Genomic DNA, 21,241 nt, shown 5'->3' with positions numbered 1-21,241 from the left:
CTTTTTATGTCCGAATTGGTGTTCTAACGGTGCGAGGGGGTTCGGGGCGGGGGTAGTGTGTTTGTGGCTCTATTTTGGCTCTACGAGTTTGTTAAATTTTGGTAGATTTTGGTAGATTACGGGGGTAGTTAGTGGGGTTAGTGCACGCTTTGAGCTGGTGTTTTCCCTGGTCAGAGCGGGGGTGGAAAATACAGGTTTTCAAGTTCGAACCCCGTTGAGAGTACCAAAACCCCCAACCTGTTACTGCAGGTCAGGGGGTATTTTTCGTTTGTCAAGTCGGGATCTTCGCCCGCTTGACTACATTTTGGCTACATCTTAAACAGGCCGTCCACTCCCTGGTCGGCGTATAAGCTTCGTAATGCGCTCTTGTGATACGTAAAAGCCCGCGGTCAACGCGACTCGCTGGTACAGGACGGTCTATCCTTGGGCGTCTTCCTTGCTTTTGTTCTCTTTCTCCGCCTTTTTACGTTTTCGTGCCCAGAAGTCAAAATCCCAGATAATAGTGTTCATGTAAATCACCATGAGGGGAAAGAACCATTTTGGTGTGTGACCCGAATACATGGGATCATCTTCGTCGGATAAGGCGATTTTCTTGACCCCGTAATAACACCACATAACATCGATGATGATTGTGGCCAGAAGAGTTTGCCAGTCCATAAACACATAAATGGGAGCCAAAGCTGCGGTAAAGAGGAAATGCAGTGTTCCCACTAGCCATTGGCCAAGAAAGAAATTATGTCCGCCGAGGCATGAACTCCACACTGCAAATTTGTAAGCGCGGGATTTCGTTCTTTTTACTTCTTTAAAATCAACGTAGCGAGAGTCGAGATCATGTTTCTCGGGGATGTAGTCAAACACAATCCGTACGCTCCTGATATCGAAAACCTAGTCGCTAACCGGCCGGACCTACGTTTATGACCTTTTCCGAATTCTATTGAACTCAATGGAACAGATACCTCCCAGAAGTAGGCCAATTCCTCCGACTTCTTTCGGAACGACACCAAAGACATACAGGAAGCAGGCGACAATACCGACCACGCCACCGACCACAGTTAGATATAAGATCGTTTTCGAAGAGGACATCTAGTTCACCTCATCTCGTCCGTAACGGGCAGTCATTGCTATCCTGAGTGTGTGTTACTTGGCTAAGTATATCGAATTTATTTTTAGTGATGTTCCGGGCGAAGGTAGTTGGCCGTGTCTAAGTCGGTCACGCTAGCCGCGAGTTGCCGCGAACCCCCATTGCCGCCCCGAATTGCCGGTAATCAGAAAAACGCCCGGCAAACAGTAGCCGGGCGGATACGTGGTGGCTCGATCTACGAGAGCTCTTTAAGGACCTCCACTCCTCGTTTCGGGTAATCGGTGATAAGCCCGTCGACGCCCGCGTTATCGATAAAGTATTTGATGGTCTCTTTATCGTTGACCGTCCAGGGGAGAACTTTGATATTCATCCCGTGCGCTTTTTCCACATAGTCGCGGTCTGCGACGGGATGAAAGTCCTTGTCGCCGACCTTGGTGTCGTAGGGCTGCGCATAGCCAGGCGACGTGATCTGAGCCCCGAGAGCCTGGACCGCCTTGAGAGCATCACCGTCATACTTCTCGTAGGTGTAATCGGCTAGCCACGGCGAACCTTTTTTCCACGTGGTCTCGTCGTACAACGCGGCCAAGGTGACGTCGGGCTGCTGTTCTTTCAGCAGTTTGAGTGACCGCCAGTCGAAACTCTGGATGGTCACCTTGTCGCGAACACCGTATTGGTCAACAACACCCATGATGGTTGAAACGAATTCTTCCGGGGTCGCAGAGACTTCCCGTTTATCCGCCTCAATCTTCGTTTCAATGTTGTAGCGGACGTCGGCCCCTTTTTCTTTAACGAGGTCGAAGACGTCGTTGAGTTTCAGGATATGGTTATCGGGGGCCACCTTCTGATCAGGGAAATCAGCGAGCTTTTTGTCACACTTCAGCGTGCTGATTTGATCCCACCTCAGATCATGAACATTTTTGCCGACGTACGGGAACTGAGGATCATCCGGTGTGGCAGGTTGGGTGTCAGAGCATTTCTCGTCATCGATTTTTGGATCGTGCCACACCGCCGGCACGCCGTCCTTCGTAAGGACAATGTCCATTTCGAGAGTGCGGGCGCCTTCATCGATCGCCGTTTCAAAAGCTTGTTTGGACTCTTCGGTGTTCTCACCGCGACCACCGCGGTGTGCCTGAAGGTCAAAACTTGCGAGATCGACGTGGTTTCCGCTGGTCTTCTCTGCGGATTGTGTCATTGTCTCTGATGCCGGCGCGGTACTGGAGTTGTCGTTATCGTTGTCAGGGTTGCTGCATGCTGCAAGCGACCCGACGGCTGTGAGAAGAAGTGCTGCGGTGTAGATGCGTGCCCGGGGAGTTCTCATTACTTGGCTCCTTCGTCTTTCCTTTGCGCGTTGGTGCTGTTGGCGGTTGCTTCGGCTACCTCAGTTGTGTCGGGCGCGTCGGCCGGGGCCGCGCTAGCGTTGGAATGATGCTCCATTAGCAATTTCTCGTCTTTGCCGACGCCGACAATAAGAGCAATAGCGATGAAGGCACAGACAAGTAGGAAAATGAAAGTGACATTCCATCCCCAGTGTTTGATGATAAATCCGATTCCTGTGGAGGCAAGCGTTGCACCAACTACGTACCCCATAAGCCCGGTGAATCCAGCCGCTGTACCTGCAATATTTCGTGGAGCGAGGTCGATGGCTTGAAGTCCAATCAACATGACGGGTCCGTAAATGAGTCCGCCGATAAGGCTGACTAACAGCAGGGGAATCCACAAGGGGGAATTATGAGGGGTGAGCCAGTAGGCAAGCGTGCATAGAGCAACCGCGCTGAGAAAGAGAATCCCGGTGCTTGTGCGATATCCGCGGAAGATTTTATCCGTAACCCAGCCACATATGAGTGTGCCAATAATTCCGGCAATTTCGAAGGTTGAGAATCCGGCTATCGAGCCATTGAGGCTCGCGCCATGGATGTCGTGGAGATACACGGGCGTCCAACTGAGGATTCCGTAGCGGAGAACGTAGATAAAGATGTTGGCCAGTGCTAAGAGCACCATGACGCGGTTGGTCAAGATGTGGCGCCAAATGATGGTGAAGGTCGATTGGTTCGTAATTTCGCTGTCGTCGATTGCTTCGGTTTTGGCTGGGTCGTTCCGGTACTCCTCAATGGGAGGGAGGCCTTCGGATTCAGGGGTGTCCCTAATTAATAGGAAAGCAATGAGAGCAACAATTAGTGAGATAATGCCTGGAAGCCAAAACGCCGATTGCCATTGGTTTCCGGTGATGGACAACGCCCATGCGATCGAGATGCCGACGCCGGCACCGCCAACGTTGTGAGCGCAGTTCCAGATCGCCGTTTTCCACCCGCGCTCTGTCGTCGAAAACCAATGGACAAGGGCGCGCCCAGAAGGAGGCCATCCCATTCCTTGGAACCACCCGTTGATGAACATGACGAGGGTGAAGATAGCTACTGTGGCGTGGAGCGCGGGGATAGTTCCCAGAAGGATATTGGTGATGCCTGATAACGCCAGACCTACCGGCATGAACAGTCGTGCGTTCGCTCGGTCAGACAGCGTGGCCATCATGAATTTGGAAAGGCCATAGGAGATATAGACGGCGTTGGCAATAATTCCGATGGCGACCGTATCGAGGATGCCGTCGTTCTTGATTAGGGCGGCAACCGGTGAAATGTTATTTCTGACCAGGTAAAAGCCTGCATATCCAATGAATATCCCCATGAATACTTGCAGGCGGAGTCGTGGGTATTTATGGGCGATTTCGTCTGCGGGGAGCAGGGGTTGTGGTGGGAGCGCGCGGAAGGATAGTTGGCGCGCCGTTTTCTCTTGTAACACGCCAAATATTATGCGGTAGCTGGGACCTTAAAAATATTATCAATTGGTAACCGTCGCATCGGTCGAGGTCAGACAGGCTCATATATCCCCCGAATGGGGATAACCTGGCCAGCCCTAAGCAACGGTTGCGTAGGTTTCGGGAACCTCCGGTGACCCCGTGACGGTTTAGAGCATTTTTTCGCGCTGTTTTCTTACAGAAAACGGTCTTGACGTGGTGATTTGTGGACATTCTGTGTTCTGTGTAGAGTTCTAACACGTTCGAGCGGCTCCCGAAGAGAGTCACTCAACGGAATCTGCACTTTTTATATAAGTGTTGATGGCCCTGTGGCGCAGTTGGTTAGCGCGCCGCCCTGTCACGGCGGAGGTCGCGGGTTCAAGTCCCGTCAGGGTCGCAACTATTGCGGTCGGACCATGTGCCCGGCCTTTTTGCGTTCCAGGGGTATCGGTAGCGTCGTCGTTGGGCTGTCATAGTGCAGCCACATTTTGTGGTGAGATCGCTGCCGAATCTTTTTCCCCTAGTGTTGTTATGTTTCTCCTGTATAAATGTGCAGTTGAGACGCTCTACCGTAAGCTACCTGTAGACGGATAGCCATCAAACTGGGAAACGCGGGGAATGCAGTGAAATTCTGCAACTGACGCGCAACGGTGACACGCTCTTTTTCGTAAAGTCCGGACACCGCGTTTTGCCTTGGAAGGCTAGCCGTGAGCTTCGATATCTCGCGTTTAGGTAGAGAGGATAGTTTTCCATGCGCGGTTTCCCACTCTTTTCCCACACAGATCTCGACCATTCGTCGAAGATTCCGACACTAACAAGCCAATCAGTAAGCAATCGCCGAATAACGCGGAAACGCGGATTGAGCGTGGCTATTCTCGCGTCGGTAACCATGCTGGGAGTGGCCGGTTGTCAGTCGGGAAATGAATCCTCAAATGATGCAGAAAAGTCAGCATCGGATAGCGCTTCGTCGAAGGGTGATCAATCGGGAGACTATCCGGTTACCCTGAAGAATTGCGGCCGGGATTTGGAGATTAAGCAAAAACCTGAACGCGTCGTTGCTTTAAACCAAGGTGTGACCGAGGAATTATTGTCAATGGGCTTCGGTGATCGAGTTGTTGGTACAGCGACCTGGACCGATCCTATTTTGGATAATCTCAAGGCTGCCAATGACAAGATCAAACGTTTATCCGATAACAACGCCTCGATGGAGACAGTTCTCGATCAAAACCCGGATTTTGTAGCCGCGACATTTGCGCAAACGTTGGCTGATAGTGGTTCCGGAAGTTACGAGAGCTATAAGAAGGTCGGTGTACCGGCATATCTCGATCACACGGAATGCACGAAGTCGGATAAGCCGGGTGATAATGGCGACGGTGGTCGGAAAGAAAAACTCCGGATGTCTGATATCTATACAGATATTCACGATCTCGCCGAGATCATGGGTGACAAAGCCGCAGGTGATGAGCTCCAAAAGAAATTAGAGGACCGCATTGCCAACCTCAGCTCTTCAAGTAAAGACATTCCTTCCGGGACGTCTGTAGCCTTTTGGTTTGCCAATTCAGAAAGCCCTTACATGGCAGGGGGTAAAGGAGCGCCCCAGATTATTGCTGACCAGCTTGGGCTCAAAAACGTGTTTGAGGATAATTCGGAAGAATGGCCACAAATTGGATGGGAAGCCATAGCCGCGAAAGACCCCGATTATCTCGTTGTGGGAGACCTCACTCGTAAACAGCAAACTGCTGAGACTGCGAAGGAAAAGATCAAATTCCTTAAAAATAATCCGGTCACGAAGAATATGAAGGCAGTGAAGAATGACCACTTGATTGTGGTTGCCGGCGGTGACCTCAACCCTGGTATTCGTACCGTCGATGGTATGGAAAAGGTTGCTCATGCCCTTGCTGATGGCAATCAGAATGATGGTCAGGGCTCCTCAGCGGACAATCCCCCATCAGAACAGGGGAAGAAAGAAGAGTGACCTCGACAGTCAAACTCTGGGTTCTCGTTGGCGCATCGCTGGTAGCTCTCTTTGTCTCAATTCTGTTTTCCATCACTTTGGGTCCCTTGGATGTTTCGATGACCGATGCATGGAGAGTTGTCGCCTTCAAATTGGGGCTTAGTTCGACGCCCGAAGGCGTCACTCTTTTAGAGCAAAACGCAATTTGGGAATTGCGGATGCCACGCGCATTGCTGGCTGCGGTAGCAGGTGCTGCACTCTCTATATGTGGTGCCGTGCTGCAGTCTTTGTTGCGCAATGGTTTGGCCGACCCCTACCTGCTTGGTATCAGTTCTGGAGCTTCGGCTGGGGCTGTGGTGGTCGTTCTTACTGCCTCGACGGCGGCGTCATTTGTGATGGCGTCGGGAGCTTTCGTGGGAGCACTAGCGGCGTTTTCGCTTGTCCTTCTTCTCGCCTGGGCGGCGGGGAATGGTAACCACAACATTATTCTCGCGGGGGTTGCCATTACTCAGCTCTTCTCCGCTCTCACTAGTTTTCTCATCATGTTTTCAGCGGACGCGAACACCACACGTGGAGTGTTGTTTTGGATGTTGGGGTCTTTGGCTAGTTCATCCTGGCAGACAGTGGCTCTTAGCGCTGCCATCTTCGCGGTCAGCTTCGTGGTGCTCTTTTGTCATTCGACGGCGCTAGACGCCTTCACCTTCGGCGCCGATAGCGCGGCGTCACTGGGCATCAATGTCAAGCGTGTCCGCATGGTGGTTATTGGCGTCGCCTCCCTTTTAGCCGCGACGATCGTGTCTAGTTCCGGGGCGATTGGTTTCGTCGGCCTGGTCCTTCCACATGCCGCTCGGCTGATTGTGGGAACCGGTCACCGCCGGGTGCTTCCTGTCTCTGCTGCTCTGGGTGCCATTCTGTTGGTCTGGGTCGACGCCCTGGGCAGAACGGTTGCTGCGCCTGTCGAGATTCCCGTGGGCGTCATCACGGCCCTCGTGGGTGTCCCGTTGTTCATCGCTCTGTTGGTTAAGCAGGGTAGGGGGAGTCGTACTCATGTCTAACGATCATGATGCAGTAACTGATCACGCCACGAACACGGATCGGTCGGTGTCGTTTGTTGTTTCCGACGTGTGCTCACGCGTTCCTCCAGTTAATAACGTGTCGTTCGAGGCCCGTTCGGGTGACACGGTCGGAATAGTCGGGCGTAACGGATCAGGGAAGACTACCTTGTTACGTGCCATCGCCGGCCTGGCGCCACATTCCGGACACGTCACGATTGATGGTGAAGACTGGGACACGATTCCGCGGAAAATTCGCGCACGTCGGATGGCTTTTGTCGCGCAACACAATGTGGCTAGTGCCGACGTCACCGTCCGGGATGTTATCGCGTTGGGGCGAACGCCGTATCTCGGTGTGCTCGGGATGCGCCAAAGCGACCGTGACATGGTGGTGGCGTCGGCACGAGAGGTGGGAGTGCACGACCTGCTTGATCGGCGCTTCGTCCATCTCTCAGGCGGCGAGCAGCAGCGCGTACATCTCGCGCGCGCTCTGGCGACACAGCCTGATGTGATCCTTCTTGATGAGCCGACGAACCACCTGGATATCAGCGCTCAATTGCAGCTGATGGGGTACGTGTCGAACTCGAGTTTGGTGACTATCGTGGTTCTCCACGACTTAAACCTCGCTGCGAAGTTTTGTGATTACGTCATTGTTTTGGATGGTGGGGACCCTGTTGCTGCGGGTCCGCCGCGCGATGTTTTCACCGAGGAGGTTATCGAGCGGCACTTCGATGTGGAATCGCGCGTGTGGGAAACTCCGGATGGGATTAATCTTGAGTTTCACTCGGCGACGACCAGTGCCGGTTACGACGAGTAGTAGTGCCGGGTACAGCGATCATCGTCGGCTGAGGAGCCAGATTTTATCGTTTGTGCATAGTCATGGGCGGTGATCTCAGCGTATTACGTGCAGGAAGTGGGGCTATTTGCGTTCTTTCTGAGACGACAGGTAAAGTATCGTCTCGTGCGTGAAGCCCGGTTTACCTGGGCTGACGTGGTGGCCAGATAGCTCAGTCGGCAGAGCGTTCGCCTGAAAAGTGAAAGGTCGCCGGTTCGATCCCGGCTCTGGCCACATCACCCCTACTACACCATTGTGTGGAGTAGGGGTTTCCTTCGTTTAATCCGTCTAGAGTGGGCTTATGTCAGATAACGATGTCAATGCCCACGTCAAGCATGAAGCTGATCGTCACCGTTTCATCATTGAAGTCGACGGCGAAGTAGCAGGATTCGCCGAGTACGCTCCCACAGCCGCTGGGGACGTGCGGGATTTCAACCACACTGTGGTGCATCCCGAGTTCCGCGGCCGGGGGCTGTCGTCCAAGCTTATTAAGTCAGCTCTCGATGAGACTAGAGAAGCCGGCATGCATATCATCCCGACGTGTTCCGCCGTTGCCCACTTTGTGTCCAAGAATCATGATTACGCCGACCTAGTCGCGGACTAGCTACGACGTTGGCCACTCGTTCCACCGGCTCCTACGAAGCGTCCGACTTTTTCGACCCACCTTTGAGCGGGTTGTGAGCACTCGTGACGTATTTGTCGGGGTCAACCAGCTTGGTGCATTCGCAGTCTTTGCGTCGCCTGCACGTTGCGGGGATTCCCACGGCAATGCAGTTCGCCGGGATATCTTTGGTCACGACGGCGTTCGCGCCGATCGACGTGTTGTCACCGATCGTGATCGGTCCGAGCACCTTCGCACCAGCGCCGATGGTGACGTTGTCTCCCACAGTGGGGTGACGCTTGGTTTGCGTGAGCACCTGACCGCCCAGAGTCACGCCGTGATAGAGCATGACACCGTCGCCAATTTCGGCGGTTTCACCGATGACAACGCCCATCCCGTGGTCGATGAAAAACCTGCGTCCAATCGTCGCGCCGGGGTGGATCTCGATTCCCGTCATAAATCGGGTGAATTGCGACAGTATGCGGGCGGGGCCTTTCCAGCCACGTTCCCACCAACAGTGCGCTACTCGGTATGCCCAAATCGCGTGGAGACCGGAGTAGACCAGGGCGTTTTCTGCGTCGCCTCTGGCTGCAGGGTCATGTTCGCGTGCGTTGCGCAGATCCTCTTTGAGAGTTGTGATGATCGAACCGAGCATGCCAAGAAGAGTACCTGTTTTGAATAAAACGGGCAGATGGAGGGTGTCCATCCGCCCGCCAGACCCTTTCAGCCGGCTCGATTAGCCGTCTTTAGTCGTCGCGAAGACCTTCAAACAGTGGCGTGGAGATGTAGCGTTCACCAAAGTCGCACACTACAGTCACAATGGTTTTGCCCTTGTTTTCTGACTTCTTTGCTTCCTGAAGTGCAGCCCAAATGTTGCCGCCAGAGGAGATTCCTCCGAGGATGCCTTCTTTCGCGGCTGCCGCCTGTGCCGTGGAAACGGCGTCCTCAAAGCTGACGGTCAACACATTGTCCAAGATGTCGCGGTCGAGCGTCTCCGGGTAGAAGTTGGTTCCGATTCCCTGAATCTTGTGCGACCCCGCGCGTCCCTCAGAGAGCAGTGGGGAATCTGATGGCTCAACACCAACAACTTTGACGTCGCTCTTTTGTTCTTTCAGGTACTTGCCGACGCCGGTAACGGTGCCGCCAGTGCCGACACCGGCGACGAAAACATCGACGTTTCCGTCGGTATCGCTCCAAATCTCAGGTCCGGTGGTGTCGTAATGCTTCTTGGGGTTGGCAGGGTTGGTGAATTGTGATGCCAAGATGGAGTTCTCGGTGTTATCGGCTAGTTCTTGGGCCTTGTCGACGGCACCCTGCATGCCTGATGGGGGCGGGGTGAGGACGAGTTCTGCGCCTAATGCGCGGAGGAGTGCGCGGCGCTCTTTCGACATGGATTCCGGCATGGTGAGCACTACTTTGTAGCCTCGTGCGGCTCCGACCATGGCGAGGGCGATGCCGGTATTCCCGGATGTTGCTTCAATAATGGTGCCACCGGGCTTGAGAGAACCGTCGGCTTCGGCTGCGTCGATGATCGCGGCACCGATGCGGTCCTTCACTGAGTTGGCGGGGTTGTAGTACTCCAGTTTCACGAGGACCTCTGCGTCTAGGTCCTTTGTGAGAGAGTTCAGTCGAACGAGTGGCGTGTTGCCGACGAGTTCGGAAACATTGTCATAGACCTTTGACATGTGTGAATCTCCAATTCGTATTTTCGTAGCGGTCTTTGACCCAATGCCTACAGACCTTATTTTCGCTGCGTGTTGAGGGAATCGTAGATGTAGTCCCTCGTCGCTCGTCAGTCTACGCCCTCTATCCCAAAATAAACAGACAGATCGGTCTGTAATAAACGAGTGCTTATTGAGAATGTTTATTGAGAACGAAAACTGCAATTCGTCCCGTATGTCCGGAGCTCACGTTAGGATCGTTCCAACAGGTCCCCACCGGATTACTGAGGCCCATACGGTAAAGGATTCGGAGCGGTGACCTGGTGTAACAATCCAGCTGAGACGAATATGTCACTAACACTGAGGTGGAAATTACATGGCGAGTAATGGACGTAAAAGCTCTGAGGATTCGTCGACAATGAGCGAAAAGAATAGTGGAAACGAAGTTAACGAATCGACGGCGCGGCCGGAATCAGCTGACTACGAGACGGTGCTGGTGTCACAGGAAGATCGTGTAGCGACGGTGACGTTAAGCCGTCCGCGCGCTCTCAATGCACTCAATGCGACGTTAGTGCGTGAGTTGGTGCAGGCCGTTGAGAGTTTGGATACAGATCCGTCCGTTGGCGTTATCGTCATAACCGGATCGGAGAAGGCCTTCGCTGCGGGCGCAGACATTAAAGAGATGAAGGACCGCACCTTTCCTGAGATTAGGGAACGACGGATGTTCGGCGAGCTTGACCGCCTCCGCGATGTCGATACGCCAATCATTACCGCCGTGTCGGGGTACGCGCTGGGGGGCGGATGTGAGCTGGCTATGACTGGCGACATTGTCTTGGCCTCAGAAACTGCACGCTTTGGGCAGCCGGAAATCACTCTGGGAATTATTCCCGGCTTAGGCGGTACTCAGCGTTTAACGAGGGCAATTGGTAAAGCGAAGGCCATGGATTTGGTGTTAACTGGTCGGCCGATGCGCGCCGACGAGGCTGAGCGCTGTGGCTTAGTCTCCCGAGTGTTTCCCTCTGATTCCTTCACTGACGATGTTTACGAGGTAGCGAAAACAGTGGCTGGTTTCAGCGCTACGGCCCTTCGCGCCGCCACGAATGCTGTGGATCGGGCCTTTGAGACGACGTTATCCGAGGGGCTCCGCGCAGAGAGAGAAAGCTTTTACAGCTTGTTTGCTACTGCTGATCAGAAGGAGGGGATGTCGGCTTTCGCTGAAAAGCGTTCGCCGAATTGGCAGCATAACCAGTAGATTGGCAGCATAACCAGTAGACAGTGCTTGTAGGGCATCCGGTTTCAAGGCGTTTGGTGTATCCGCAGGTACGAATACAGGTAAATGTGTAAGAGCCAACAGCGTGTTCGGCATGGCCGTGTGAGTTCATGGAAGAATGGCACGTATGAGTGCGTCGAAAACGGAACAACGTGACTTTGCTCAGCCCATTGACCGTGTGTACGAAATTTGCTGTAGCGAGGCATTTCTACTGCGAAGTGGTGGCACCTTGGAGCGACCGGTAACGATCGTCGACTCGCGCTATGAACATCGTGACGACGGCTCAGTTTTCTCCGAGGCGACGGCTGAACAAGTCATGCAGCCGCCGGAGGACGCCGGCGAGGACGCCGAGCCGAAAACACTGCGCATGACGCAGTCGAGTACGGTTTTCCCGTTAGAAAATGACTCATTCCGCATTGAAAGTGAAGCGTCATTGCCAGGGAACACAGGGCGGATGAGCATCACGTTTCGCTATTCCGCGTTACGCGATGTAGCCGGGCAGAGTAAAACGAATCAAGTAAATGAAAAACCCCTCGGGTGCCATGTTGAGGCTAAGGCGACCGCGAAGTCTCGTATCCCTGTCATGGGACGGAAACTCGAAAAGAGCGTCGTCTCGAGTCTGGGCTCTTCCCTTGATAGGACTATTGAGCGGATTAATGATCTGGCCGCCGAGACCTGGGGATAGTAGGTGTGCTGGGGTAATGAAAACACCGCCCTCAACACGCATGGGGGTAGAGGGGGTAAAAACAACGGAACCGTAGGTTTTAATTTTTGGTTTTAGGCCGCGCTAAACCCCCTTTATAGCGGTCTGATATTCCTTCGCATTGCGGCGCGGTTTCGGTGCTAGCTTCGTCATTCGGGTAGGCCGCTGCGCTCATCATGCCACGTAACCTTTTATGAGCTGGATGACGTGGAATGTGTGCATATCGACCATAAGTCCTGGTAAATGGATTTTTCTTCGCTAATTGGCCATTGGGTGTTGGCTGGATAGTCATACTTGGCACTTGATTTTGCTGTTAAAAGAATATGAGAAATCTAATTTCTCTCTGTGAGAGAAAGTTCACATTTTTTCGCGCTCATGCAGCCTGATCACAGTGGAAAATCCCTGCTCACGGGTGGTGAAGTGACCGTTGATGACCGTTTGAATTCTTCAGTTACATTTTGTAGGGCAATTTAGTGGCTTTATAGTGAAGTCCGAAGCGTGTTTTTGCCCCCATCGGGTGTAACCCGGTGGGGGATACCAGGAGGGTAGTCGTGGACGCACTACGATACAAAGATGATGGTGAGGCCGTTCGGAGAGCTCTCGCCTCGTTGAAGAACGCCACCGGAATCCCCGTGACTATGTATGGCGCGATCGAGACGGATAACAGCCTGAAGATCAACGCGTGGGTTGGGCTTCGTACACCGGCCTTGCACAATCTTTCCATCGACGCCGGGTCAGGCGTGGGCGGTCGTGTGGTAACAACGCGTCGTCCGGTCGGTGTCAGTGATTACACCCGTGCAAAGGTGATATCTCACGAGCATGACCGTGCCATTCAAGATGAGGGGCTGCACTCCGTGGTTGCGGTGCCAATCATCGTCTCGCGGGACCTGCGTGGGGTTTTGTATGCAGGTGTCCATTCCCCCGTCCGTCTTGGTGACAAAGTCCTGGAAGAAGTTACCATGACTGCCCGCACCCTCGAGCAGGATTTAGCTGTTGGCGACGCTTTCCGCCGCACCGATCCAAGCCGTGGCGGCGGAAAGAGCGGCCGGTTGATGAACGGTGCTGAATGGGAGCAGGTTCGCTCGACTCACTCGAAGCTCCGAATGTTGGCGAACCGGGTTGAATCTGATGATCTTCGCCAAGAGCTTGAGCAGCTGTGTGACCAAATGGTTCAGCCAGTCCGGGTGAAGCAAACGACGAAGCTTTCCGCGCGTGAGCTGGATGTTTTGGCCTGCGTAGCCTTGGGTCACACCAACGTGGAAGCCGCGGAAGAAATGGGCATCGGAGCAGAAACCGTGAAGAGCTATCTCCGTTCGGTGATGCGTAAATTAGGTGCGCATACTCGCTATGAAGCGGTGAATGCTGCACGGCGTATTGGGGCGTTGCCGTAAGACAGAGCCACCGGGCGCAGAGCGACCGGAGCGCCTACAACGAGTCGCGTGTGCCTCCGCCAACCCATTTAACGTCGTTGCCGCCGTTCGCTACACGCGACAAGATAAATAGCAGGTCCGAAAGCCGGTTGAGATACTTGGCGGGCAGCTTCGACGTCGTGTCCGGATAGGCTTCCACAGCTGCCCACGCAGCCCGCTCTGCGCGCCGCACAACCGCCCGTGCGTTCTGCAAAAACGCCGATGTCATCGTCCCACCGGGAAGGATGAATGAATCAAGTTTGGGTAAGTCCTCATTGAATTCGTCACACCATTTTTCGAGGCGGTCGATGTAGCGTTGTTCAATCCGTAGCGGGGGATATTTCGGATTTTCGACGATGGGAGTTGAAAGGTCGGCCCCCGCGTCGAAGAGTTCGTTTTGGATGATGGCTAGCGCGGATTGCGCTGCGTCGGGAAGTTGGGGCTTCTCGGCGCTCTTTTCAGCTGCGAGAGCCATGCCGATGATGGTATTCGCTTCGTCGCACGTCGAATATGCGACAAGCCGTGGGTCGTTTTTGCTAACGCGGGAGAAGTCGGATAGTCCGGTGGTTCCGTCGTCGCCTGTTCGTGTGTAGATGCGGGTGAGATGGACGCTCATGGTTTCATGTTACGTCCGTGTCCGTCTGTACGTTCCCCATATGCGTTCCCCATATGGGCGCTTTATTTAAACACTCTATTTAAACCTGTCGCCCACTCATGACTTATGGTCGTAGCACCTGGACAATTTCGGCCCGTCGGTGAGGAATATTTTAGGAAATTTTTGATAACCGCGCTGCTAAGACGGGTTTCTGCGCATTCGCGAGCATGCTTGTTTAACCTGTAGGTGTGAGTGACGTGAAATCCAGAAACGATAGTTTCAAGGTAACTGGTGGAGCCCGTTTGCATGGGCAGGTTCGTGTTGCGGGGGCGAAGAACAGCGTCCTTAAGTTGATGGGGGCCGCGTTGTTGGCCGAGGGCACGACTGTGCTGACTAATTGCCCCGAGATCGCCGACGTTCCCTATATGGCCGACGTGTTACGGGGGTTAGGGTGCCGGGTGGTTCTGGATGGTCCGACTGTCTACATTACGGTTCCAGAGCACGTGACGAGTGACGCAGATTTCGACGCTGTGCGTAAGTTCCGCGCGTCCGTATGTGTGCTCGGGCCGTTGACTGCCCGTAGCCACCGTGCGGTGGTTGCCTTGCCTGGGGGAGATGCGATCGGGTCGCGCCCGTTGGATATGCATCAAAGTGGACTTGAAAAGCTGGGTGCGACGACGAAAATCGAGCATGGTTGCGTCGTATCTGAAGCCGAAAGTTTGCATGGTGCGTCGATCAAACTCGATTTTCCTTCAGTCGGGGCGACGGAAAATATTTTGACAGCCGCGGTGTTAGCGGAGGGCACCACAGTTCTGGATAACGCCGCTCGCGAGCCTGAGATCGTGGATTTGTGCACGATGCTCTCAGAAATGGGCGCCAAAATTTCCGGGGCCGGCTCGAATACCATCACGGTCGAGGGGGTTCCTCGGCTAGATCCGATCCGTCACGAGGTAATTGGCGACCGCATCGTTGCGGGTACTTGGGCATATGCCGCTGCCATTACCCAGGGTGATATCACCGTTGGCGGAATTGACCCCTCGTTCCTCCATCTCGTCCTGGAGAAAGTCAAGGGTGCGGGTGCCGAGGTAGAAACCTATGCGACGGGTTTCCGCGTTGTGCAGAACCAACGTCCAAAAGCCGTTGATTACCAGACCCTCCCTTTTCCCGGCTTTCCAACGGATCTCCAACCGATGGCGATTGCGTTGTGTTCAGTGTCTGAGGGCACATCGGTGATCACCGAGAATGTGTTCGAGTCGCGTTTCCGTTTTGTTGATGAGATGACCCGCCTTGGTGCCGATGCCTACATCGATGGCCACCACGTGATGATCCGAGGAGTAGATCAATTGTCCTCTGCTCCGGTATGGAGCTCCGACATTCGCGCAGGTGCCGGACTCGTTTTAGCCGGTTTATGTGCCGACGGCATGACCGAGGTCAACGACGTCTATCACATAGACCGTGGGTATCCGGACTTTGTAGAGACGTTGACGGAGCTAGGAGCAACTATTGAGCGGGCCCACCACGACGCCGCAGAGTAATGCTCCGTAGGGCCGTGGCGTGTTACTTCGTAGACCTACGGCATGGTCTCTCCTAAGGGTGATTTTTAACTGAGCGCAGTTGGGGTCAGCTAGATTGCCGACGATGCAACGAACGGAAAGGGTCGCGTGTGCGGCTCTTGTTTGTTTTGTTGTGGGTGTTTTGTGGTTGTGTGCTGGGGGTTTGTGGTGTGTGGGTGGGGTGTGTAGTGTTCTGTGTCGTCGCCGAGACAGCCCGCCCGGTTACTGGGAAAGCAGTGATCCGGTGGTTGGGGTGGAGATTCTTTCACTGGTTTTGTTTTCCAGTGTGTGGCGCGTGTTTGCGTCTGGCTGGTTGCGGTGTTAGGGTTTCTGCTTGCTGCACATGCTGGTGCACCGGTTGTGGTGTGCTTGGTGTTGTGTGTGCGTGTGTTGTGTGAGAACTCGATAGTGTGCCAATGTACTTTTGTGTTGGTCGCAGCAGGTGCCACAGTGTTGTGGTGGTTGCTTTGATCATCATGACAAGATTGTTTAACACCTAAATATTTTTTGGTGTGGTTGTGGTCTGCCTGCCCCGTTGGTGGGCTGCAACATTTGTTTTTTCGGATTCCGATACGGAATTGTTTTTGTGTCGGGGTTTGTTTTTTGCTTGGTTTTCAGGCTTTTTGTGCTTTGTTTGTATGGAGAGTTTGATCCTGGCTCAGGACGAACGCTGGCGGCGTGCTTAACACATGCAAGTCGAACGGAAAGGCCCTGCTTGCAGGGTGCTCGAGTGGCGAACGGGTGAGTAACACGTGGGTGATCTGCCCCTTACTTTGGGATAAGCCTGGGAAACTGGGTCTAATACTGGATAGGACCATGCTGTAGGTGGTGTGGTGGAAAGATTAGTTTCGGTAAGGGATGAGCTCGCGGCCTATCAGCTTGTTGGTGGGGTAATGGCCTACCAAGGCGTCGACGGGTAGCCGGCCTGAGAGGGTGGACGGCCACATTGGGACTGAGATACGGCCCAGACTCCTACGGGAGGCAGCAGTGGGGAATATTGCACAATGGGCGCAAGCCTGATGCAGCGACGCCGCGTGGGGGATGACGGCCTTCGGGTTGTAAACTCCTTTCAGCCATGACGAAGCCTTCGGGTGACGGTAGTGGTAGAAGAAGCACCGGCTAACTACGTGCCAGCAGCCGCGGTAATACGTAGGGTGCGAGCGTTGTCCGGAATTACTGGGCGTAAAGAGCTCGTAGGTGGTCTGTCGCGTCATTTGTGAAAGCCCGGGGCTTAACTCCGGGTTGGCAGGTGATACGGGCATGACTGGAGTACTGTAGGGGAGACTGGAATTCCTGGTGTAGCGGTGAAATGCGCAGATATCAGGAGGAACACCGGTGGCGAAGGCGGGTCTCTGGGCAGTAACTGACGCTGAGGAGCGAAAGCATGGGTAGCGAACAGGATTAGATACCCTGGTAGTCCATGCCGTAAACGGTGGGCGCTAGGTGTGGGTTTCCTTCCACGGGATCCGTGCCGTAGCTAACGCATTAAGCGCCCCGCCTGGGGAGTACGGCCGCAAGGCTAAAACTCAAAGGAATTGACGGGGGCCCGCACAAGCGGCGGAGCATGTGGATTAATTCGATGCAACGCGAAGAACCTTACCTGGGCTTGACATGCACTGGATGCGGCCAGAGATGGTTGTTCCCTTTGTGGCTGGTGTGCAGGTGGTGCATGGTTGTCGTCAGCTCGTGTCGTGAGATGTTGGGTTAAGTCCCGCAACGAGCGCAACCCTTGTCTCGTGTTGCCAGCATTTGGTTGGGGACTCGCGGGAGACTGCCGGGGTTAACTCGGAGGAAGGTGGGGATGACGTCAAATCATCATGCCCCTTATGTCCAGGGCTTCACACATGCTACAATGGCTGGTACAGAGAGTTGCGATACCGTGAGGTGGGGCTAATCTCGTAAAGCCAGTCTCAGTTCGGATTGGAGTCTGCAACTCGACTCCATGAAGTCGGAGTCGCTAGTAATCGCAGATCAGCAATGCTGCGGTGAATACGTTCCCGGGCCTTGTACACACCGCCCGTCACGTCATGAAAGTTGGTAACACCCGAAGCCGGTGGCCTAAACTCGTTAGGGAGCCGTCGAAGGTGGGATTGGCGATTGGGACGAAGTCGTAACAAGGTAGCCGTACCGGAAGGTGCGGCTGGATCACCTCCTTTCTAAGGAGCTTATTGTTTGTGTGGTGGCGCGGTGGCCGGCCGGTGGCTGGCTCGCGTCATTATGTTGTGTTTTGTGGGTGGATGGCTTGCTGGGGCGCGCGGTTGTTTGCGTGCGGCATCACAATCATCGGGTATCGATATCTGGTGGTGGGTGGTGTGTGGCTGACACAAATGGTTTTTGGGGTGCGTTGGTGCATTGTTGGGTGTCTGGGATGGCACATGGTTGTTGTTCCTGGCCTGGCTGCAGGTGATTGTCACGGTTGTGGTGGTTGCGTGTGGTGTGGGTGTGTTGTGTGAGAACTGGATAGTGGACGCGAGTAATCTTTTCTTTTTGTATTTTGTCTGGTTTATTCATACTCCGTTGCGCACATGGTTTTGTTGTGTGTGTGGTGGGGTTGTGTTGCCTTTGTTGTTGTTTGTTGTAGGGGCGCACGGTGGATGCCTGGGCACATTACGCCGATGAAGGACGTGGAAGGCCGCGATAGTCCTCGGGGAGTTGTCAATCAAGCGTTGATCCGAGGGTGTCCGAATGGGGTAACCTTGCCGTAGTTGTGTGCGGTGACCTGCTGGTGAATGTATAGCCGGTGTGGGGGTGACGCGGGGAAGTGAAACATCTTAGTACCTGTAGGAAGAGAAAATAATAATGATTCTGCGAGTAGTGGCGAGCGAAAGTGGATGATGGCTAAACCATATGCGTGTGAGACTTGCTAGGGGTTGCGTGTGTGGTGTTGTGGGGCCGTGGTGTTGGGTGGCTAGTGACGCCCTCCTGCGTGTGGTGTGTTAGCGGAAGTGGTTTGGAATGGCCTGCCGTAGACGGTGAGAGTCCGGTACGTGAAAACATATCTTATGTGGGGTGCTGTGGTGCCCGAGTAGCAGTGGGCTCGTGGAATCTGCTGTGAATCTGCCGGGACCACCCGGTAAGCCTGAATACGTGATGTGACCGATAGTGGATAGTACCGTGAGGGAATGGTGAAAAGTACCCCGGGAGGGGAGTGAAAGAGTTCTTGAAACCGTGTGCCTACAAGCCGTCAGAGCCTCATTGGTGGGGTGATGGCGTGCCTTTTGAAGAATGAGCCTGCGAGTCAGCGGCGCGTCGCGAGGTTAACCCGTGTGGGGTAGTCGTAGGGAAACCGAGTCCTAATTGAGGGCGGTTGTCAGTGGCGTGTCCTGGACCCGAAGCGGGGTGATCTACCCATGGCCAGTGTGAAGCATCGGTAAGACGTTGTGGAGGCGCGAACCCACGTAGGTTGAAAACTGCGGGGATGAGTTGTGGGTAGGGGTGAAAGGCCAATCAAACTCCGTGATAGCTGGTTCTCCCCGAAATGCATTTAGGTGCAGCGTTGCGTGTTTCTTGTTGGAGGTAGAGCGACTGGATGGTTTAGCGGGACTATCATCTTAGCGACATCAGCCAAACTCCGAATGCCAGCAAGGTGAGAGCGTGGCAGTGAGACTGCGGGGGATAAGCTCCGTGGGTCGAGAGGGAAACAGCCCAGATCGCCGGCTAAGGCCCCTAAGTGTGTACTAAGTGGAAAAGGATGTGGGATCGCGAAGACAACCAGGAGGTTGGCTTAGAAGCAGCCATCCTTGAAAGAGTGCGTAATAGCTCACTGGTCGAGTGGTTGTGCGCCGACAATGTAGTGGGGCTTAAGTGCATCGCCGAAGCCGCGGAAACCATGCTTTTGTGTGGTTTGGTAGGGGAGCGTCGTGTGCTCGTGGAAGCTGCCGGGTGACTGGTGGTGGAGGGTATGCGAGTGAGAATGCAGGCATGAGTAGCGAATGACAAGTGAGAATCTTGTCCGCCGGATGACTAAGGGTTCCTGGGTTAAGCTTTTCTTCCCAGGGTGAGTCGGGGCCTAAGGCGAGGCCGTCAGGCGTAGTCGATGGATAACGGGTTGATATTCCCGTACCCGTGCATGCGCGCCCATGGTGAATCAGTGATACTAACCGCCCTGAAGCACATGGCATGGTCTTTGGATTGTGGTGTGTGTGGATGCGTGGGGCCTGATCTGGTAGTAGTCAAGTGATGGGGTGACGCAGTGTGGTAGCCGAGCCACTGAGTGGATTGTGGTGTAAGCGTGTAGCCCGGCATTTAGGTAAATCCGGATGCCATCAGGGGTGAGGCGTGATGCGTACCCGTTGTGGGGATGTTGGTGATCCATTGCTGTCGAGAAAAGCCTCTAGCGATGTGTGTGTGCGGCCCGTACCCGAAACCGACACAGGTGGTCAGGTAGAGAATACTAAGGCGACGGGTGAACTGTGGTTAAGGAATTCGGCAAAATGCCCCCGTAACTTCGGGAGAAGGGGGACCACTGCTGGTGACAGACTGGTTGAGCTGGTGGTGGTCGCAGAGAGTAGAGGGAAGCGACTGTTTACTAAAAACACAGGTCCGTGCGAAGACGTGAAGTCGAGGTATACGGACTGACGCCTGCCCGGTGCTGGAAGGTTAAGAGGACCTGTTAGGCCGCCTTTGGTGGTCGAAGCGGAGAATTTAAGCCCCAGTAAACGGCGGTGGTAACTATAACCATCCTAAGGTAGCGAAATTCCTTGTCGGGTAAGTTCCGACCTGCACGAATGGCGTAACGACTTCTCTGCTGTCTCAACCACAGGCCCGGCGAAATTGCAGTACGAGTAAAGATGCTCGTTACGCGCGGCAGGACGAAAAGACCCCGGGACCTTCACTATAGCTTGGTATTGGTGTTTGGTTCGGTTTGTGTAGGATAGGTGGGAGACTGTGAAGCGGCCACGCTAGTGGTGGTGGAGTCGTTGGTGAAATACCACTCTGATCGTATTGAGCATCTCAACCTCGGCCCATGATCTGGGTTAGGGACAGTGCCTGGTGGGTAGTTTAACTGGGGCGGTTGCCTCCTAAATGGTAACGGAGGCGCCCAAAGGTTCCCTCAGCCTGGTTGGCAATCAGGTGGTGAGTGTAAGTGCATAAGGGAGCTTGACTGTGAGACTGACGGGTCGAGCAGGAACGAAAGTTGGGACTAGTGATCCGGCACTGGCTTGTGGATGCGGTGTCGCTCAACGGATAAAAGGTACCCCGGGGATAACAGGCTGATCTTCCCCAAGAGTCCATATCGACGGGATGGTTTGGCACCTCGATGTCGGCTCGTCGCATCCTGGGGCTGGAGTAGGTCCCAAGGGTTGGGCTGTTCGCCCATTAAAGCGGCACGCGAGCTGGGTTTAGAACGTCGTGAGACAGTTCGGTCTCTATCCGCCGCGCGCGTGGAAACTTGAGAAAGGCTGTCCCTAGTACGAGAGGACCGGGACGGACGTACCTCTGGTGTGCCAGTTGTCCCGCCTGGGGCAGGGCTGGTTGGCTACGTACGGGAGGGATAACCGCTGAAAGCATCTAAGCGGGAAGCCTGTTTTAAGATGAGGTTTCTTTTGAGGTTCCCTGGAGATGATGGGGTTGATAGGCCGGATCTGTAAGCATTGTGAGGTGTTGAGGTGACCGGTACTAATTGGCCGAACTAAAACAACAATGAATCATGATGGAATATTGTGAGAAGTTTGTTGGTTGCTTGCGTCTGCTGTTTGGTGTCTTGTGCAGCACACCACCTTGTTGGGTTGGGTGTGT

The 21,241-nt window shown here is 54.2% G+C and carries 15 protein-coding genes, 2 tRNA genes, 2 rRNA genes and 1 riboswitch; of the genes, 12 read left to right on the top strand and 7 right to left on the bottom strand.

Annotated elements, in window-relative coordinates:
- Positions 1 to 417: 417 nt before the first annotated feature.
- The 4 genes from I6J23_RS01230 to I6J23_RS01215 all read right to left on the bottom strand — a co-directional run bounded on the left by I6J23_RS01230 (position 418) and on the right by I6J23_RS01215 (position 3,874).
- Positions 418 to 858: a hypothetical protein gene (locus tag I6J23_RS01230; protein ID WP_204582228.1), complete on the bottom strand. Its 441-nt coding sequence runs from the start codon at positions 856 to 858 to the stop codon at positions 418 to 420.
- 54 nt (positions 859 to 912) lie between these two features.
- Positions 913 to 1,083 (bottom strand): hypothetical protein, encoded by a 171-nt coding sequence (locus tag I6J23_RS01225; protein ID WP_204582227.1) that lies wholly within the window; start codon positions 1,081 to 1,083, stop codon positions 913 to 915.
- A 233-nt stretch (positions 1,084 to 1,316) separates the two neighbouring features.
- On the bottom strand, positions 1,317 to 2,399 hold the full coding sequence (locus I6J23_RS01220) for a glycerophosphodiester phosphodiesterase family protein (RefSeq protein WP_204582226.1): 1,083 nt from the start codon (positions 2,397 to 2,399) through the stop codon (positions 1,317 to 1,319).
- On the bottom strand, positions 2,399 to 3,874 hold the full coding sequence (locus tag I6J23_RS01215) for an MFS transporter (RefSeq protein WP_204582225.1): 1,476 nt from the start codon (positions 3,872 to 3,874) through the stop codon (positions 2,399 to 2,401). Before I6J23_RS01215 ends, I6J23_RS01220 begins: the two co-directional genes overlap by 1 nt.
- Before the next feature lie 318 nt (positions 3,875 to 4,192).
- Between I6J23_RS01215 and I6J23_RS01210 the strand changes: the two genes are divergently transcribed.
- The 6 genes from I6J23_RS01210 to I6J23_RS01185 all read left to right on the top strand — a co-directional run bounded on the left by I6J23_RS01210 (position 4,193) and on the right by I6J23_RS01185 (position 8,314).
- Positions 4,193 to 4,266 (top strand) — tRNA-Asp (locus I6J23_RS01210).
- A 160-nt stretch (positions 4,267 to 4,426) separates the two neighbouring features.
- Positions 4,427 to 4,574, top strand: a riboswitch (cobalamin riboswitch).
- A gap of 46 nt (positions 4,575 to 4,620) precedes the next feature.
- Positions 4,621 to 5,844 (top strand): ABC transporter substrate-binding protein, encoded by a 1,224-nt coding sequence (locus I6J23_RS01205; protein WP_204582224.1) that lies wholly within the window; start codon positions 4,621 to 4,623, stop codon positions 5,842 to 5,844.
- Positions 5,841 to 6,878, top strand: a complete 1,038-nt coding sequence (locus I6J23_RS01200) for a FecCD family ABC transporter permease (RefSeq protein ID WP_204582223.1) — start codon at positions 5,841 to 5,843, stop codon at positions 6,876 to 6,878. The genes I6J23_RS01205 and I6J23_RS01200 overlap by 4 nt, the downstream gene beginning before the upstream one ends.
- A complete protein-coding gene (locus I6J23_RS01195; RefSeq protein WP_204582222.1) occupies positions 6,871 to 7,692 on the top strand; it encodes an ABC transporter ATP-binding protein in 822 nt (273 codons plus the stop codon). Before I6J23_RS01200 ends, I6J23_RS01195 begins: the two co-directional genes overlap by 8 nt.
- A 179-nt stretch (positions 7,693 to 7,871) precedes the next feature.
- Positions 7,872 to 7,944 (top strand) — tRNA-Phe (locus I6J23_RS01190).
- Between the two features lie 67 nt (positions 7,945 to 8,011).
- Positions 8,012 to 8,314 carry a GNAT family N-acetyltransferase gene (locus I6J23_RS01185; protein ID WP_204582221.1) on the top strand — a complete coding sequence of 101 codons (303 nt, stop codon included), beginning with the start codon at positions 8,012 to 8,014 and terminating at the stop codon, positions 8,312 to 8,314.
- A gap of 31 nt (positions 8,315 to 8,345) precedes the next feature.
- On the opposite strand, the gene epsC is transcribed toward I6J23_RS01185, so the two are convergent.
- Positions 8,346 to 8,966, bottom strand: coding sequence for a serine O-acetyltransferase EpsC (gene epsC / locus I6J23_RS01180; RefSeq protein WP_204582220.1), 621 nt, complete (start codon positions 8,964 to 8,966; stop codon positions 8,346 to 8,348).
- 91 nt (positions 8,967 to 9,057) lie between these two features.
- Complete coding sequence (cysK, locus tag I6J23_RS01175) at positions 9,058 to 9,996, bottom strand: cysteine synthase A (protein WP_204582219.1); 939 nt, start codon at positions 9,994 to 9,996, stop codon at positions 9,058 to 9,060.
- 394 nt (positions 9,997 to 10,390) lie between these two features.
- Between cysK and I6J23_RS01170 the strand changes: the two genes are divergently transcribed.
- The 3 genes from I6J23_RS01170 to ramA all read left to right on the top strand — a co-directional run bounded on the left by I6J23_RS01170 (position 10,391) and on the right by ramA (position 13,336).
- Positions 10,391 to 11,224, top strand: a complete 834-nt coding sequence (locus tag I6J23_RS01170; protein ID WP_204582846.1) for an enoyl-CoA hydratase-related protein — start codon at positions 10,391 to 10,393, stop codon at positions 11,222 to 11,224.
- Between the two features lie 145 nt (positions 11,225 to 11,369).
- Entirely contained in the window at positions 11,370 to 11,927 is a 558-nt protein-coding gene (locus tag I6J23_RS01165) for a DUF2505 family protein (protein WP_204582218.1), read from the top strand.
- Between the two features lie 569 nt (positions 11,928 to 12,496).
- Positions 12,497 to 13,336, top strand: a complete 840-nt coding sequence (gene ramA / locus I6J23_RS01160) for an acetate metabolism transcriptional regulator RamA (protein ID WP_046203705.1) — start codon at positions 12,497 to 12,499, stop codon at positions 13,334 to 13,336.
- Between the two features lie 34 nt (positions 13,337 to 13,370).
- On the opposite strand, the gene I6J23_RS01155 is transcribed toward ramA, so the two are convergent.
- Positions 13,371 to 13,970, bottom strand: a complete 600-nt coding sequence (locus I6J23_RS01155) for a cob(I)yrinic acid a,c-diamide adenosyltransferase (RefSeq protein ID WP_204582217.1) — start codon at positions 13,968 to 13,970, stop codon at positions 13,371 to 13,373.
- 236 nt (positions 13,971 to 14,206) lie between these two features.
- Between I6J23_RS01155 and murA the strand changes: the two genes are divergently transcribed.
- The 3 genes from murA to I6J23_RS01140 all read left to right on the top strand — a co-directional run bounded on the left by murA (position 14,207) and on the right by I6J23_RS01140 (position 21,146).
- Positions 14,207 to 15,484, top strand: coding sequence for a UDP-N-acetylglucosamine 1-carboxyvinyltransferase (gene murA, locus I6J23_RS01150; RefSeq protein ID WP_204582845.1), 1,278 nt, complete (start codon positions 14,207 to 14,209; stop codon positions 15,482 to 15,484).
- 653 nt (positions 15,485 to 16,137) lie between these two features.
- Positions 16,138 to 17,658: ribosomal RNA gene (locus I6J23_RS01145) — 16S ribosomal RNA — on the top strand.
- A 411-nt stretch (positions 17,659 to 18,069) separates the two neighbouring features.
- A 23S ribosomal RNA gene (locus I6J23_RS01140) occupies positions 18,070 to 21,146 on the top strand.
- The 16S and 23S rRNA genes sit together here, the layout of an rRNA operon.
- The last annotated feature ends 95 nt before the right edge of the window (positions 21,147 to 21,241 follow it).

This window comes from Corynebacterium kroppenstedtii, from assembly GCF_016894245.1.
GTDB lineage: Bacteria > Actinomycetota > Actinomycetes > Mycobacteriales > Mycobacteriaceae > Corynebacterium.
The sequence above is the reverse complement of the archived record's forward strand: the minus strand, read 5'-3'. Positions and strand labels throughout refer to the sequence as shown.

Coding starts and splice junctions, on each gene's coding strand:
- I6J23_RS01170 (WP_204582846.1), top strand. CDS start 10,391: ATGAGCGAAAAGAATAGTGGAAACGAAGTTAACGAATCGACGGCGCGG.
- I6J23_RS01225 (WP_204582227.1), bottom strand. CDS start 1,083: ATGTCCTCTTCGAAAACGATCTTATATCTAACTGTGGTCGGTGGCGTG.
- I6J23_RS01155 (WP_204582217.1), bottom strand. CDS start 13,970: ATGAGCGTCCATCTCACCCGCATCTACACACGAACAGGCGACGACGGA.
- I6J23_RS01185 (WP_204582221.1), top strand. CDS start 8,012: ATGTCAGATAACGATGTCAATGCCCACGTCAAGCATGAAGCTGATCGT.
- I6J23_RS01205 (WP_204582224.1), top strand. CDS start 4,621: ATGCGCGGTTTCCCACTCTTTTCCCACACAGATCTCGACCATTCGTCG.
- cysK (WP_204582219.1), bottom strand. CDS start 9,996: ATGTCAAAGGTCTATGACAATGTTTCCGAACTCGTCGGCAACACGCCA.
- I6J23_RS01220 (WP_204582226.1), bottom strand. CDS start 2,399: ATGAGAACTCCCCGGGCACGCATCTACACCGCAGCACTTCTTCTCACA.
- epsC (WP_204582220.1), bottom strand. CDS start 8,966: ATGCTCGGTTCGATCATCACAACTCTCAAAGAGGATCTGCGCAACGCA.
- I6J23_RS01165 (WP_204582218.1), top strand. CDS start 11,370: ATGAGTGCGTCGAAAACGGAACAACGTGACTTTGCTCAGCCCATTGAC.
- I6J23_RS01195 (WP_204582222.1), top strand. CDS start 6,871: ATGTCTAACGATCATGATGCAGTAACTGATCACGCCACGAACACGGAT.